Genomic DNA, 14,634 nt, shown 5'->3' on the forward strand with positions numbered 1-14,634 from the left:
TTTGTTTCCCAACCAGAAGCCAAGATAGAACTACTGTATAGATGATATTGAATTAACTCAGATATTTTTAGCTAATTTGGCTAAGATGGACTGATTGACAATCAACTGGTCTGAAAAGATGGTTGGTTTATTTTCCTAGCCATAAACTTTTTTCCTGAAATGAACAGAAAATTTATCTTGGCCTTGCTTTCTAGTCCTGTCTTGTTTACGTCTATGCTATCTATGGTGATGATGGCTAGACCAGCCCATGCTAGTCAAACAGTTACCCCTGTTGGCACTCATCTTTCTTGTGTCCGTTCTCCCCACTCAGCAACTGTACGTCAGGTATGTATACAGGTGGATAATGTTACTCCTACGACGGTTAAACCAAATATAGAATTGGCGCAAGTTCAACCTGCTCAAAATCAGTCAGATGAGCTAGAATTCACTGATGCAGAAAGTGATGAAGCGATTAAGTTGTTTGGCTGTGATTGCCCAGTTTGTCTTAATGCTGTGCGTCAGTTGCATGGTGTAGCACCTTTACCCGTGTAGTTTTTAAAACCGTATTTATGCATAATTGAACTTCATCAAAAAATACAGATGATAGGCAAGTAACTGTGAATATCTGTTGTTGAGATGCTCCCGTTTTGCAGGAGGCATGAGTCAAGGAGAAAAAGCCAGAAATCAAGTTTTCTGGCTTTTAGCTGGAAAAATAAACAATAAATCGATTTAATACAAGCGAAGTTGGGACTCAAGCTTAGATTCTGCCGATGTTGTGGAGTCCGAGGATGATTCCTGTACCTAAGATGTGACCAAAGGCGGTGGTTGCTAATACAGCAGGTAAACCAAAACCACCAAAGAAATTGGGTGCGGGTAGAGCAGGTTCTGCGTTAGGATATTTGATTGTAAATTTGCCGATAGCGATCGCTAGAATGTTGGCGAGAATCATGATGATGCCAACAGTAGGACTCCATTCTAGGGTTGTGGGTACAGTAGCGAGTAAGCTAGAGGTCAACATCTGGTTTTCTCCTGAGATTATTGAATCATTGAGAATATAATCTTCAAAATTCATCGGAAAAATCAACAACAAGCCGATTTTTGCAGCAATATTTAACAGTTGTTGCCAATACTTAATAAAAACAATCACTCTACTGATGCCATTTGGTCATCAGCAATACAATTACCAGATAAATTGTCTTTTTTTGACTCAGAATACAATGAGCGATGGGTAAACTGAATACGGGCGATCGCTCTCCAGATAATTTAAACTCAAGATGAGACTGATTATTTCCTGAATTTATTATGTCCTCAACTCTTGATTCCTTGCCACCAGCTTTAGCTAAAATCGTCCAACGCTTCCAACGTGCTGCTGAACCGAAGCGACGTTATGAACAGTTAATTTGGTATGCTCAGAAGTTGCCAGAGTTTCCCGAAGCTGATAAATTACCCGAAAACAAAGTTCCTGGTTGCGTCTCACAGGTATATGTGACAGCATCACTAGATGATGGGAAAGTGGTTTTTCAGGGAGATTCTGATTCCCAGCTAACTAAGGGATTAGTCGCACTTTTGGTAGAAGGATTAAACGGACTCACACCCACACAAATCGTCCAATTAACTCCTGATTTTATTCAAGCTACTGGTTTAAATGTTAGCTTGACACCTTCCCGCGCTAACGGTTTTTACAACATTTTCAAAACCATGCAGAAAAAAGCTTTGGAATGTAAATTAGAAAATTAGGGACGCGGTGACTGGGGACTGGGGAGGAAATTTCTTCACCAATGACTAATGACTAATGACTAATGACTAATGACTAATTAAATCAAGATGTCTACCAATTTATTAACAAAGCCTGCTGGTGCATTTGGTGGTGAAGTTCAAGAATTTCTCTGGAATTGGGAAAATCAACAATTGCAGGTGATTTATGAAACTCTTGGCCAAGGTTCTCCGCTTTTGTTGCTTCCCGCTTTTAGTAGTGTTTCTACAAGAGGAGAAATGGGAGAACTTGCTAAATTACTCGCTTCCCATTTTCAAGTTACAGCTTTAGACTGGCCAGGTTTTGGGGAATCTTCCCGACTAAAATTAGATTACAACCCAGCAATATATCAGCAATTTTTGGCAGATTTTGTGAAATCTGTGTTTAATATCCCTATTATTGTAGTTGCTGCTGGTCATGCTGCTGGTTATGTGCTGCAACTAGCCGTTAAACAGCCAAATGCTTTTTCGCGGATTGTTTTGGTAGCACCAACTTGGCGTGGCCCTCTACCGACAATGGGGGCAAATGCAAATATAGCTGCTATGGTGAGGGGATTAGTGCGATCGCCCATTCTCGGTCAAGCACTCTATAAACTTAATACTACCCCATCTTTCTTAAGTTGGATGTACAGCCGCCATGTCTTCACCGATACAGCGAAACTTACACCCAGTTTCATCACCGAAAAATGGCAAAGCACTCAACAACCAAACGCCAGATTTGCTTCTGCGGCCTTTGTCACCGGCAATATAGATACTATTCATAGTCAAACAGAGTTTCTATCCCTAGTGCAGTCCTTATCCGCCCCACTAATGGCGGTAATTGGCGAATTTAGCCCCCCGAAGTCACGGCAAGAAATGGACGCATTGGCGGCTTTACCAGGAGTTAGCAGCGTTGTGGTTCCTGGTTCTTTGGGATTGCATGAAGAATACCCAGCAGTGGTTTTTGAGGCAATATTACCATTTTTAACAAGGGTGTGTTAAACAGATAATGATTATCAACAAATCATCAAATTTGGTTTAAGATTATGATGGCTTCAGAAACATTCACGACCGTGCCTGTAACCGTTTTAACTGGCTATTTAGGTGCAGGTAAAACTACTTTACTCAATCACATTCTGACTTACGAACACGGGAAAAAAGTTGCTGTCATCGTCAATGAATTTGGGGAAGTAGGCATTGATAATCAACTAGTTATTGATGCAGACGAAGAAATCTTTGAAATGAACAACGGCTGTATTTGTTGTACAGTTCGGGGTGACTTAATTCGCATCATCGGCAATTTGATGAAACGTCGTGATAAATTTGACCATTTAGTCATTGAAACCACTGGATTAGCAGATCCTGCACCTGTAATTCAGACATTCTTTGTAGATGAAGATATGCAGAGTCAATTGTCACTAGATGCAGTAGTTACAGTTGTCGATGCCAAGCATATTTGGCAACATTGGGAAGCAGACGAAGCCCAAGAACAAATTGCATTTGCTGATGTAATTTTATTGAATAAAACCGATTTAGTCAGCCCAGAAAATTTAGAAGAATTAGAAAAGCGGATTCGGTCGATGAATGCGATCGCAAAAATCTACCGCACCCAAAACTCAGAATTAGGAATGGATGCATTATTAGGTGTAAAAGCCTTTGACTTAGACCGCGCTTTAGAAATTGATCCCAACTTCTTAGGTGAAGATGCTCACGTACATGATGAAAGCGTTTATTCTGTAGCTTTTGTAGAAAAAGGCGAAATAGACGGACAAAAATTAAACGAATGGTTAAGTGAATTATTGCGTACTCAAGGAATAGATATCTTTCGCATGAAAGGCATTCTAAACATTGCAGGAGAAGATGACCGCTTTGTTTTCCAAGGAGTACACATGATATTTGATGGTAAACCAGATAGACCTTGGAAAGCCAGCGAAACCCGGAAAAATGAACTTGTATTCATCGGTAGAAACCTAGATGAAGCCAAACTAAAACAAGATTTTCTAGCCTGTCTAGCGTAAATCCAAATATTCTTCTTCCTTCTTCCTTCTTCCTTCTTCCTTCTTCCTTCTTCTTCCTTCTTCCTTCGCGCTCTTCGCGCCTTCGCGGTTCATTTAATCATTATTCTTCAGACGTAAATCGAGATAGAGTAATAGTCAAAAAACTCAAAAATAGGCGTTGGTGAATAAAAATGAGAAACTCATATCCTAAATCAACAACGCCATTTTTTTCTCTGCGTCCTCTGCGTCTCTGCGGTTAGAAAAAATAATATTGCCCATCATATTTACACATGAACTACACAACTAGTAAAACTCAAGAATTTACACCCTACTATTCAGGTCAGCTTGCAGATTATGTTACATCTTTAACTTGGTCACACCAAGGAGAAAAACTAGCTGCAACTTCCGCTGCTGGAGAAGTTATTCTTTGGGAAAATAGCGAAATCACAACCTTACAAACTGCCACAGGTAAATCAGTAGATTGCGTGGCATTTTCTGCCGATAGTAAATATTTAGCCGTCGGTGGACAAGATGGAAAAGTGAAAATATGGCGAGAAAATCAATTAATTACTACTTTAGAAAATGCCCCTGCTTGGGTTGATAAATTAGCTTGGAATCATATAACTAACCAACTAGCTTTTAGTTTAGGGCGCTGCGTTCAAGTATGGGATGCGGACGCAGAAGAAATTGTTGTCACGCTGAATTTTGAAAACTCATCAATTTTAGGGATTGATTGGCGTAAAGATGGACAATATTTAGCCATTAGCGGTTATCAAGGAGTGAAAATTTGGAATACTCAAGATTGGGATGAAGAACCTTATATTTTAGCTACGACTACAGTCAGTGTAGCAATGGCTTGGTCGCCTGATGGCAAATACTTAGCTTCTGGCAATATGGATCGTAGTGTCACCGTGTTGGAATGGGGAAATCCCGATCCTTGGCTAATGCGAGGCTTTCCGGGTAAAATTCGCCAATTAGCTTGGTCAGAAGCCACTACAGCCGCTGGTGCGCCGCTTTTAGCTTCTTCCAGTGTTGAGGGTATAGTAGTTTGGGAGAAATCCGAGGATGAGTCATTGGGTTGGGAAGCGCGCATATTGACTAATCATGTGGATATAATTAATGCGATCGCATTCGCACCCCAAAGTTTTCTTCTCGCTTCCGCAGCAGCTGATGGTTGGTTGTGTTTGTGGAACCAAGCCACAGAAGTATCCCAAATTCTCACAGGTGTCAGTGCAGGATTTTCTACCCTAGCTTGGCATCCCAGTAGGGGTGGGGTTTCCCCACCCTTAATAGCCGCAGGTGGGGAACAAGGGGAACTACTTATTTGGTCAAAAACTACTGACTAATGACTAATAATTGGCTATGCTGTATCAGCAGCGGCCTCTAAGTGTGAACTATGAACATAGCCAAACTCATTTTGCTTGCTTGTCCAGTCTTTCTGGCATCTCTGCTACTAGTAGCTAATCCAGCCCATGCATTGGGTAGAAACGGAGTCATCACTCTAGCTACACCATCTGCACCCAACAATATTGAACTAACAGCACCACATTTTGGTTTAGTAACCAATCCAATTATTGATCAATTAGGTTGCGGTTGCTCTACTTGTGTTCAGGCTAAATTTCAGATGTTACAAGGCAAGTTGCCTGCTGCTGATTTTTAATAAAGTTAGCAGTTCTGAAAATTTCCAAGGCACAGCATCACTGTGCCTTTATTAATTTGAGATGTGTCAGTTGTCAGGATCATTAGAGGATGTTAGAAAAGTCGAAAAACATACTATTTAATAAATTATTAAATGCTGGTTTTTTTACTCTTGCACTTGGATTCGCCGGGTGTGGAAATCGAACTATAAATACAGCATATACCCGAACTAATCAAACCAACAGCATTAACAGAAATCTTCCCCAAGTTGTAGCAACGACTAGTATACTCTGTGATTTAACTCAACAGATTGCCGGGACAAGTATTAACCTTACCTGCTTGATTCCTCCTGGTTTAGATCCCCGCTTTTATCAACCCACTCCAGAAGATAGACAAGCCATTGAACAGGCTAATCTTATTTTATATCATGGCTATAATTTTGAATCAGGTTTAATCAAAATCATTAAAGCAAAACAAAACCGAACGCGGAAAATAGCTGTTGCCCAACTTGCTGTACCACAGCCACAAAAATTACGAAATAATGGTCAAGAATTCACAGAACCACATATTTGGCACAATACAAAGAATACTATCCAGATAGTAGAGGTAATTAATAGTAATTTAGCTAAAATTTCCCCTAAAAATGCAAAAGCCTATAACAGCAATACCGCAAAACTTACCAAAGAATTAAACCAACTAAATAGCTGGATTAAAACTAGACTGGCCAGTATTCCCACAAAAAACCGCAAAATACTGACAACCCATCAAGCAATAATTTATTATGTCAAAGCTTATGGTTTTCCCTATAAAGGAAGTTGGCTAAATATTAGCGATGAAGAGAATTTAAGCAATATAAAAGTTAAAAATATGGCTAAATATATTCAAAAATCTAAAGTCATAACAATTTTTGCAGACACAAAAACCAACTCCAATGTGCTTGAACCTATAGCCAAAGAAGCTAATGTAAAACTTTTTCCCAGACAACTTTATATAGATGGACTTGGTGAACCTGGTAGTGATGGAGAAACCTATCAAAAAATGATGGATGCTAACACACGCAGCATTGTAGAAGGACTGGGTGGAACTTATCTGAAATTTGCACCGAACATTTCTAAGTAAGCAATTATGATCATATTAGTATTAAATGCCGGCTCAAGTAGCCAAAAAGTCTGTCTGTATGAAATTACAGATATGACTGTTCTCAACCAAGCACCACAACCTCTTTGGGAAGGGAAAATAAACTGGATTCAAGACAAAAGTGGAGCAGAAATAGAGGTAAAAACAGCAACGGGTGCAGTGTTGCAAGAATATATCGAGGGTGACTCCCACAGCGCACATTTTGCTTATATACTCCATACTCTTAGTCACGGTGCGACTAAGGTGATAAGTCAGTTGTCAGAAATCGATGTAGTCGGACATCGGGTAGTACATGGTGGACAAGACTACCGTAACACAGTGGTAATTACAGAAGATGTCAAAAACGCTATCTCTCGTCTTTCTACCCTGGCTCCAGCCCATAATCCAGCCGCTGTAGAGGGCATAGAAGCCATTGAAAAAAGCTTGGGAGATGTTACCCAAGTCGCAGTATTTGATACTAGCTTCCATAGTACTTTACCAGATGCAGCCGCTATTTATCCTGGCCCCTATGAATGGGTAGAACAAGGTATCCGCCGCTACGGGTTTCATGGTATTAGTCATCAGTACTGTTCTACCCTTGCAGCACAAATCCTGGGTCGAGATTTAAACGAACTGCGGTTAATAACCTGTCATTTAGGTAATGGTTGCTCTTTGGCGGCGGTTAAACATGGTCGCAGTATTGATACAACTATGGGTTTTACGCCTATTGATGGCTTAATGATGGGCAGTCGTTGTGGATCAATTGATCCAGGGATTCTGATTTACCTATTGCGCCAATGTGATTACTCAGCAGAAAGGCTAGACTATGTTTTAAATAAAGCTTCTGGATTACGGGGAATTTCGGGCGTTTCTAATGATTTACGGGAAGTAATAGCCGCAAAGGAGCAAGGTAATGAACGCGCCCAATTAGCCTGGGATATATACGTACATCGCTTGCAGGCTGGTATCGGTTCTATGCTGGCTAGTTTGGGGGGTTTAGATGCTTTAGTTTTCACCGGTGGGGTGGGGGAAAAATCTCCCGGAATTCGTCAAGAGGCAAGTGCCGCCTGGGAATTTTTGGGATTGAAAATAGATGCTGTCAAAAATCAGCAGCAGCCAATTAATGTTGATATTGCTACATCTGATTCGGCTGTGCGAGTATTAGTTATACATACTCAAGAAGATTGGGCTATAGCACAACAGTGTTGGGAATTACAGCAGGGAATAGGGAATAGGGTTGAAAGTCTCTAGGCATAAGGCTTTGTTCTTAAATTTTGTATCTCCTGCAACCTAAAATCTGCTGTATGTAAAATCAACAAGTAGTAATTTAAAAGAAAGTGTATTATATATAGGAATCATAAATGATATTTGCAAAATTTTAAGTAGTCTAGATAAGGCTATGCCTTACAGAACCAGGATATCGTGGGCAATGCCCACCCTACGTAAAATTTCAAAAATCAAATATTAGTCCTATACAATGATGTAAATTGTCTGAAAAATCAGAAAGAGTATGTTTATATCTCGTGAAGATATTACTACACCTTTGGTAGCCTGTTTGTGCATCTTAGGAATTAGCTTAAGTCAATTACCTAGATTGCAAAAATTGTTAATTAGTAAAGAAAATACATCTTTAGAAAGCTTACAAAAAAACCTAGAAAAAGAAAATTTACGGCTTAATTTACTCGAAAAATTCCCTAGTTTTAGTTATGAAAACGTGATTGCTGATTGGACATATATCGATTTTTTGCAATATTTTGGCGATAATCCAGTTAGAGATAAAACAGGTTACAGCTTGAGTCCAGAATATTTTGAAGTTATACTAGGACGAGATCCGAGATTTTTAGCAGCTTATTTGGGTCTTTCTATCAGCACTTCTTTATATGCTGGTATGCCAGAGAAGACTATTGGCTTAATAGAGAATGGTTTAAAATCTCTATCTCCTACCGTACCGAATAAATCTTACTATGTATGGCGATATAAAGGAACAGATGAGTTATTATTTTTAGGCAAATCCCAAGCTGCAAAGGAATCTTTTTTACAAGCTGCTAATTGGGCAAATGTTCAAACTGATCAAGAAAGTAAAAAAGCGGCTTTTATATCTGCAAAAACTGCTGAATTTTTGAGTAATAATCCTGATAGTAAATTTGCCCGCATTGCTGGTTGGACAATGGTTTTACAGAATAATGTTGATGTGAAAACTCGTAAAAGAGCAATTAGAGAAATTGAAAATCTAGGAGGTAAGGTAGTGATTAATGCTGAGGGATTCCCTGTGATTAATCTCCCTGAGAAAGATTAAAATAATTCGTAATTCGTAAACAGAGAATTCTTAATTTTCCCCGCGTCCCCGTGTCCCCGCGTCTCCGCGTCCCCGTGTCCCCGCGTCTCCGTCTCCCCTGCCCCTCTTCCCTATTTATGTATTGGTATTGTGGTGAATTAATTGAATCCCAAAAGTTGGAATTAGATATTAATGATCCAGGTTTACTTTATGGGGCAACGGTTTTTACGACACTGCGGATTTATGGTGATTCCCTTGATAGTAGTTTAACTAATTGGCAAGCACACTGCGATCGCTTGAAATTTAGTTTACACGCTTTCGGCTGGACAGAACCAGACTGGAATTTTGTCCGTCAAGGTGCAGAAATCCTGTTGAAACATTTTCCAGTTCTCAGAATCACGATTTTTCCTGATGGTAGAGAATGGATCATGGGCAGATTATTACCACCTAACTTGACAGAAAAGCAAAGTCATGGTATCGTGTGCGCCCTTGCTGAACCAGAATTAGCTCGTTCTCTTCCTGATCATAAAACTGGCAACTACTTGAGCGCTTGGTTAGCAAAAAATATTGTTCAAACCTTAACAGCCGAAGAAGCGATTTTAGTAAATTCTCAAGGAAATTGGCTAGAAACTAGCACTGGCAATCTTTGGGGATGGGGGGAAGGCTGTTGGTGGACACCACCTTTAGAAGCGGGAATTTTACCAGGAATAGAGCGATCGCATTTGCTCAAAGAACTAAAAAACCGTCAAATCAGCGTACAGCAGGAACCTTGGACACCGGAACTAGTCAAGAGATTGGCAGCGATCGCCTACACTAATAGTGTTGTAGAGATTATTCCCATCCATACCGTGCAACAGCCGACAGGGTCGCTACAATATAATCCCTACCACGATTGTTTATCAAAACTCAAAGAATTATTTTTACCATGACACGAACACCATTTTGGTATACGTTAAGATAAGTTAACATAATTCTAATAATGCCCTCTCTTCTTTAGAAGAAGTTACGCGCAAGCACAAAAAAAATCAGGAGGAAAGACCTCGGTGAATAAAAAATGGAGAAATGCTGGGCTGTATGCGCTACTTTTTATAGTTGTAATTGCTTTAGGGACTGCGTTCTTTGACAACCAACCCCCTCAAGTAGAAACATGGCGCTACAGTCAGTTTATTCAAGAAGTTGAAAGCGGCAAAGTAGAAAAGGTCAGTCTCAGTTCAGACCGTTCTACAGCAATGGTTACGCCTAAATACGACCCCAATAAAAAGCGCGTCACCTTAGTTAATGACCCAGACTTAATCAATACTCTGACAGCTAAAGGTGTTGATATTGCCGTATTACCCCAAACCGACGAAGGGTTTTGGTTTAAAGCACTCAGCAGTTTATTTTTCCCTGTATTGCTTTTAGTTGGTTTATTTTTCTTGTTACGTCGCGCTCAAAGTGGCCCCGGTAGCCAAGCGATGAACTTTGGTAAATCTAAAGCCAGAGTGCAAATGGAGCCACAAACCCAAGTTACATTTGGTGACGTTGCTGGTATTGACCAAGCCAAATTGGAATTAAACGAAGTTGTAGACTTTCTGAAAAACGCCGACCGCTTTACCGCCATTGGTGCCAAAATTCCTAAAGGTGTACTCTTAGTTGGCCCTCCAGGTACAGGTAAAACCCTCCTCGCTCGTGCTGTAGCTGGGGAAGCTGGTGTACCCTTCTTCAGTATCTCCGGTTCTGAATTTGTGGAAATGTTCGTTGGTGTGGGTGCTTCCCGCGTCCGCGATTTATTTGAACAAGCTAAATCTAACGCTCCCTGTATCGTCTTTATTGATGAAATTGACGCAGTCGGTCGTCAACGGGGTGCTGGTTTAGGTGGTGGTAACGATGAACGGGAACAAACCCTCAACCAGTTACTGACCGAAATGGATGGTTTTGAAGGTAACACCGGCATCATCATCATTGCTGCTACCAACCGTCCTGATGTACTTGATGCAGCTTTATTGCGTCCCGGTCGTTTTGACCGTCAAGTTGTCGTAGACCGTCCTGACTACGGTGGACGCAGCGAAATCCTCAAAGTTCACGCACGTGGTAAAACTTTATCGAAAGATGTGGACTTGGATAAAATCGCTCGTCGTACCCCTGGTTTTACAGGTGCAGATTTATCTAACTTGTTGAATGAAGCCGCAATTTTAGCAGCACGTCGCAACTTAACCGAAATTTCGATGGATGAAATCAATGATGCCATCGACCGCGTATTAGCTGGACCAGAGAAGAAAGACCGAGTCATGAGCGAAAAGCGCAAAACCTTGGTTGCATATCACGAAGCTGGTCACGCTTTAGTTGGGGCTTTGATGCCTGACTATGACCCTGTACAGAAGATTAGCATTATTCCCCGTGGTCGTGCCGGTGGGTTGACTTGGTTTACTCCTAGCGAAGACCGCATGGATACAGGTTTATATAGCCGTGCTTATCTCGAAAATCAGATGGCCGTGGCTTTAGGTGGTCGTTTAGCTGAAGAGATTATCTTTGGTGAAGAAGAAGTTACCACAGGTGCTTCCAATGACTTGCAACAGGTAGCACGAGTTGCTAAACAGATGATAACTCGGTTTGGGATGAGCGATCGCTTGGGTCCTGTGGCTTTAGGTCGTCAACAAGGTAATATGTTCCTCGGTCGAGATATCATGTCTGAACGTGATTTCTCCGAAGAAACCGCAGCCGCAATTGATGAAGAAGTTCGGAAATTAGTCGATACAGCTTATATTCGCGCTAAAGAAGTGTTGGTCAACAACCGCCACATTTTAGATGAAATCGCGCAAATGTTGGTGGATAAAGAAACAGTAGACGCTGATGAATTGCAAGAAATTCTCGCAAATAACGATGTCAGAACTGCTGCTTTTGCATAGTAGTTAATCAGTTTTTAAGGTTGGGGTATTTCTGGTTTTTCTGGAAGTACCTCAATTTTTTTATCTCACGCAGAGTCGCAGAGGCGCAGAGAGGTTTGTTATCCTTAAAGTAAGGAAATTTAGTAAGGAGGGTAAGTAATGACTAGTGCAACAATTACCACAAAAGGACAAGTCACTATACCTAAAGAAATTAGGGATTATCTGAATTTGGATACAGGAAGTAAGGTTGATTTTGTGATTGATGAAAATGGGATAGTGAAACTTATCCCCCTGAATATACCTATCAAAAAATTATCTGGGATTCTGCATAGAGAAGGGATGGAGTCTGCAACTTTAGAAGAAATGGAAAAAACAATTAGTGAGGCTGCAAGTGATTGGACTTGATACAAATATTTTAGTACGCTACCTCACAAAAGATGATGATCAGCAATGGGAAAAAGCTGTTGAGATTGTAGAAGGCGGAGAACAGTGTTTCGTTGCTAATGTTGTTATCTGTGAATTAATCTGGGTTTTGCGTGGTAAGCCTTATTCTTTTAGTAAAGAAGAAATTAGCAATACTATAGAAATGATGTTGCAATGTGCTGTTTTTGAATGGGAAAATCGGTCTGTAATTTATCAGGCGTTGCAGCGTTTTAAACAGGGAAATGCAGATTTTTCAGATTATTTAATCGGTGCAGTTGCTCAACAGTCTGGTTGTACTATAACAGCGACGTTTGATAGAAAGTTGAGAGGTGAAAAAGGTTTTGATTGCCTTTAGTTATTTCATCATCCCCAAAAATCGCATTTTTGTGAAAAAAAGGCGCTATTTTGATTAAACCTTGTTTATTCCATTTTGAGCTTAATGAACTTAGGTTAAAATCCGAATACTGGCAAGTTTAAGTATAAAAATTAGATTATGGCAAATGAAGAGCATTTAGAAATACTCAAGCAAGGGGTAGAAGTTTGGAATAAGTGGAGAGATGAAAATCAAGATATCAGACCTTACCTAACAGGTGTAGAGTTAATAGATACTGATTTAACAGGAGCTAACCTTAGAGAAGCTTTTCTTATGAATGCTACTCTTTGGGGAGTCAATTTAAGTAAAGCTGATCTTAGAGATGCTTACCTTGCGGGTGCTTCTCTTTGTGAAACTGAATTTCGAGAAGCTAACCTAAGTAAAGCTGACCTTAGTCACGTTGATCTGACAGCTACAGACCTAAGTGGTGCAACTCTTAGTAATGCTAATCTTAGTGGGAGTAACGTTAATTTTGAACATCCGAAGAGTGTAAATTTCAACAAAGCAAACCTCAGCCATGCTAACTTAAGCTATGCAGAACTTGCCTGTTCTAACTTTAGTGAATCTGACCTCAGTGGATCAAATCTTTCCAATTCTAACTTAAATCATACCGATATTAGTAACGCTAATATTTGTCATGCTAATTTATTTCAATCTCAGGTAATAGCTACAAATTTTTATAATTCAAACCTAACAGGTGCTTGTATAAAAGATTGGCATATTAATAAAGAAACTAACTTGGACGGAGTAATTTGTGAATACGTTTTTATTGGACTTGAGAATATTTATTTTAATCCTCACAAAACAGAAAGACGACCTATAAATGGTAATTTTGCACCAGGAGAATTTGCCAGTTTATATAAAAAGATTATAGAAAATACAGATTTAATTTTACGTAAAACTCCCCAAAATGATAATAATATCAATAATCAAGGAGTTCAATTTTATTCAAACTCAACAATTCACACTTGGCAAAATCTACGCTTTCGCTCAAAAACAGAAATCAAAATTGCTGAAGCATTAGACCGCGCTGGAGTTTTATTTGTACCCAACTCATTAGCACGACTCAACACACCCAAAGGGAGAGCAAATAAAGAGGCTGATTTTCTCATTTGTTATAACGGTAAATGGGGTGTTTTAGAAGTTGATGGACCCCATCACACCGCAGAACGCAGAGTAGAAGAACAAGAAAGAGAACGAATTTTTAAGAGAAATGGTATTAAAGTTGTAGAAAGATTTGATGCTGAAAGGTGTTATAACAATCCCGATGAAGTAATGCAGGATTTTTTCAAACTGATAGAAATTGGATATTCTTAAAATGCTGAAAAAATAATTTTCTCATCTATATATTCGGGATATTTTATAGATGAGATACTGAATTTTAGATTATTCTGAATTATTTGGAATTAACCTTTTTAAAACTTACAAACTTTCAGTATCTACACCCATAGCCTGACGATTTGGTAATAATTTAATCAAAAATAAACCAGTAATGCCACCGTAGATGAATCCACTCACCATGCTACCTGCTACTGTAGCCGAAAATAAAATTGGAATCAGTGTCTCTAAACCGCCTATAAATATCTTCTCAGCAGTAACAGCCGCCAGAATACAGGCCAATGAACCTATACCTGCGCCTACTATGACACCTATAGTAGTGGCAATCAGCCAGTTAAGAGTCTTTTCTCTCGGCCATTTCATAACTAGCGCTTGGGCAAAACTCAGGGAAATAATGCCACTGACTATGCCCAAAATTGGACTCATAATGGCATTAGAAGTAATCACAAGTATTAGCCCACCAATCCCACAGCCCATGCTGAAACCGAACGTTGTAGCTAATATCCATTTAGCAGAAACTTTCTTGCGTAAAACTAACTTTTGGGCAATACCCACACACAAACCACCCAATGCGCCACCCCAAAAACCTGAAATTCCAGATAAAGGAGAGTTTATCGCCAGCAAGCTAGAAAAAAAGCCTAAGAAAAAGCCAAGACAAACGCCAATAGTAGTAGCTAATACCCACCGCCACCAAAATTTCCATCTCACAGTTGAGGTTGACATAGATTTTATAAGTAGATGGGCGTTAAAAAATATAACATAGACCTAACCCCCCAGCCCTCACAAAAGTAGGTATTTTACATTGTCGTGAGGGCTAGACTTGGTGGACAAGGAAGGACAGTGGACAAGGGAGGAAAACCGTACAAAATCATATTCTCTTGGTAACAAGAACAGTCCGTC

At 39.9% G+C, this 14,634-nt stretch carries 16 protein-coding genes; 14 read left to right on the forward strand and 2 right to left on the reverse strand.

Translation table 11 applies throughout. The annotated features are described in order from the left end of the window. The first annotated feature begins 159 nt into the window (after window positions 1–159). On the forward strand, window positions 160–531 hold the full coding sequence (locus H6G59_RS23110; RefSeq protein WP_190719041.1) for a hypothetical protein: 372 nt from the start codon (window positions 160–162) through the stop codon (window positions 529–531). Window positions 532–736: 205 nt separating this feature from the next. Here the strand turns inward: H6G59_RS23110 and psaK are convergent, their stop codons facing one another. Beyond that, complete coding sequence (gene psaK / locus H6G59_RS23115; protein ID WP_190719134.1) at window positions 737–997, reverse strand: photosystem I reaction center subunit PsaK; 261 nt, start codon at window positions 995–997, stop codon at window positions 737–739. Between the two features lie 284 nt (window positions 998–1,281). Here psaK and H6G59_RS23120 point away from each other — a divergent pair, with 284 nt between their 5' ends. The 13 genes from H6G59_RS23120 to H6G59_RS23180 all read left to right on the forward strand — a co-directional run bounded on the left by H6G59_RS23120 (window position 1,282) and on the right by H6G59_RS23180 (window position 13,713). Then, window positions 1,282–1,716, forward strand: a complete 435-nt coding sequence (locus H6G59_RS23120) for a SufE family protein (RefSeq protein ID WP_127051990.1) — start codon at window positions 1,282–1,284, stop codon at window positions 1,714–1,716. 87 nt (window positions 1,717–1,803) lie between these two features. Further along, entirely contained in the window at window positions 1,804–2,712 is a 909-nt protein-coding gene (locus H6G59_RS23125) for an alpha/beta fold hydrolase (RefSeq protein WP_190719043.1), read from the forward strand. Between the two features lie 44 nt (window positions 2,713–2,756). Next, window positions 2,757–3,728, forward strand: a complete 972-nt coding sequence (locus tag H6G59_RS23130; protein ID WP_190719046.1) for a CobW family GTP-binding protein — start codon at window positions 2,757–2,759, stop codon at window positions 3,726–3,728. 269 nt (window positions 3,729–3,997) lie between these two features. Continuing rightward, window positions 3,998–5,053, forward strand: a complete 1,056-nt coding sequence (locus tag H6G59_RS23135; protein WP_190719049.1) for a WD40 repeat domain-containing protein — start codon at window positions 3,998–4,000, stop codon at window positions 5,051–5,053. 50 nt (window positions 5,054–5,103) lie between these two features. After that, window positions 5,104–5,367, forward strand: a complete 264-nt coding sequence (locus H6G59_RS23140; protein ID WP_190719051.1) for a hypothetical protein — start codon at window positions 5,104–5,106, stop codon at window positions 5,365–5,367. A gap of 89 nt (window positions 5,368–5,456) precedes the next feature. Beyond that, entirely contained in the window at window positions 5,457–6,464 is a 1,008-nt protein-coding gene (locus H6G59_RS23145; RefSeq protein WP_190719054.1) for a metal ABC transporter solute-binding protein, Zn/Mn family, read from the forward strand. 6 nt (window positions 6,465–6,470) lie between these two features. After that, a complete protein-coding gene (locus H6G59_RS23150) occupies window positions 6,471–7,712 on the forward strand; it encodes an acetate kinase (protein ID WP_190719057.1) in 1,242 nt (413 codons plus the stop codon). Window positions 7,713–7,971: 259 nt separating this feature from the next. Further along, window positions 7,972–8,757 carry a hypothetical protein gene (locus H6G59_RS23155; protein WP_190719060.1) on the forward strand — a complete coding sequence of 262 codons (786 nt, stop codon included), beginning with the start codon at window positions 7,972–7,974 and terminating at the stop codon, window positions 8,755–8,757. Window positions 8,758–8,873: 116 nt separating this feature from the next. Further along, window positions 8,874–9,665, forward strand: a complete 792-nt coding sequence (locus H6G59_RS23160) for an aminotransferase class IV (RefSeq protein ID WP_190719064.1) — start codon at window positions 8,874–8,876, stop codon at window positions 9,663–9,665. A 114-nt stretch (window positions 9,666–9,779) separates the two neighbouring features. Beyond that, on the forward strand, window positions 9,780–11,621 hold the full coding sequence (ftsH3, locus tag H6G59_RS23165) for an ATP-dependent zinc metalloprotease FtsH3 (RefSeq protein ID WP_190719068.1): 1,842 nt from the start codon (window positions 9,780–9,782) through the stop codon (window positions 11,619–11,621). Between the two features lie 138 nt (window positions 11,622–11,759). Beyond that, window positions 11,760–12,005 (forward strand): AbrB/MazE/SpoVT family DNA-binding domain-containing protein, encoded by a 246-nt coding sequence (locus H6G59_RS23170; RefSeq protein ID WP_190719070.1) that lies wholly within the window; start codon window positions 11,760–11,762, stop codon window positions 12,003–12,005. Then, complete coding sequence (locus H6G59_RS23175) at window positions 11,992–12,378, forward strand: PIN domain-containing protein (protein ID WP_190719073.1); 387 nt, start codon at window positions 11,992–11,994, stop codon at window positions 12,376–12,378. The genes H6G59_RS23170 and H6G59_RS23175 overlap by 14 nt, the downstream gene beginning before the upstream one ends. Before the next feature lie 138 nt (window positions 12,379–12,516). Continuing rightward, window positions 12,517–13,713 carry a pentapeptide repeat-containing protein gene (locus H6G59_RS23180; RefSeq protein ID WP_242038960.1) on the forward strand — a complete coding sequence of 399 codons (1,197 nt, stop codon included), beginning with the start codon at window positions 12,517–12,519 and terminating at the stop codon, window positions 13,711–13,713. Between the two features lie 105 nt (window positions 13,714–13,818). Here the strand turns inward: H6G59_RS23180 and H6G59_RS23190 are convergent, their stop codons facing one another. Beyond that, window positions 13,819–14,457 carry a hypothetical protein gene (locus tag H6G59_RS23190; RefSeq protein WP_190719077.1) on the reverse strand — a complete coding sequence of 213 codons (639 nt, stop codon included), beginning with the start codon at window positions 14,455–14,457 and terminating at the stop codon, window positions 13,819–13,821. Between the last annotated feature and the right edge of the window lie 177 nt (window positions 14,458–14,634).

Source organism: Anabaena lutea FACHB-196 (assembly GCF_014698305.1).
Lineage (GTDB): Bacteria > Cyanobacteriota > Cyanobacteriia > Cyanobacteriales > Nostocaceae > Anabaena > Anabaena lutea.

Bases quoted from the DNA above. Each gene is read 5' to 3' on its own strand.
- H6G59_RS23155 (WP_190719060.1), top strand. From the start codon at position 7,972: ATGTTTATATCTCGTGAAGATATTACTACACCTTTGGTAGCCTGTTTG.
- H6G59_RS23130 (WP_190719046.1), top strand. From the start codon at position 2,757: ATGATGGCTTCAGAAACATTCACGACCGTGCCTGTAACCGTTTTAACT.
- psaK (WP_190719134.1), bottom strand. From the start codon at position 997: ATGTTGACCTCTAGCTTACTCGCTACTGTACCCACAACCCTAGAATGG.
- H6G59_RS23145 (WP_190719054.1), top strand. From the start codon at position 5,457: ATGTTAGAAAAGTCGAAAAACATACTATTTAATAAATTATTAAATGCT.
- H6G59_RS23160 (WP_190719064.1), top strand. From the start codon at position 8,874: ATGTATTGGTATTGTGGTGAATTAATTGAATCCCAAAAGTTGGAATTA.
- H6G59_RS23125 (WP_190719043.1), top strand. From the start codon at position 1,804: ATGTCTACCAATTTATTAACAAAGCCTGCTGGTGCATTTGGTGGTGAA.
- H6G59_RS23110 (WP_190719041.1), top strand. From the start codon at position 160: ATGAACAGAAAATTTATCTTGGCCTTGCTTTCTAGTCCTGTCTTGTTT.
- H6G59_RS23140 (WP_190719051.1), top strand. From the start codon at position 5,104: ATGAACATAGCCAAACTCATTTTGCTTGCTTGTCCAGTCTTTCTGGCA.
- H6G59_RS23135 (WP_190719049.1), top strand. From the start codon at position 3,998: ATGAACTACACAACTAGTAAAACTCAAGAATTTACACCCTACTATTCA.
- H6G59_RS23180 (WP_242038960.1), top strand. From the start codon at position 12,517: ATGGCAAATGAAGAGCATTTAGAAATACTCAAGCAAGGGGTAGAAGTT.
- H6G59_RS23170 (WP_190719070.1), top strand. From the start codon at position 11,760: ATGACTAGTGCAACAATTACCACAAAAGGACAAGTCACTATACCTAAA.
- H6G59_RS23150 (WP_190719057.1), top strand. From the start codon at position 6,471: ATGATCATATTAGTATTAAATGCCGGCTCAAGTAGCCAAAAAGTCTGT.
- H6G59_RS23120 (WP_127051990.1), top strand. From the start codon at position 1,282: ATGTCCTCAACTCTTGATTCCTTGCCACCAGCTTTAGCTAAAATCGTC.
- H6G59_RS23190 (WP_190719077.1), bottom strand. From the start codon at position 14,457: ATGTCAACCTCAACTGTGAGATGGAAATTTTGGTGGCGGTGGGTATTA.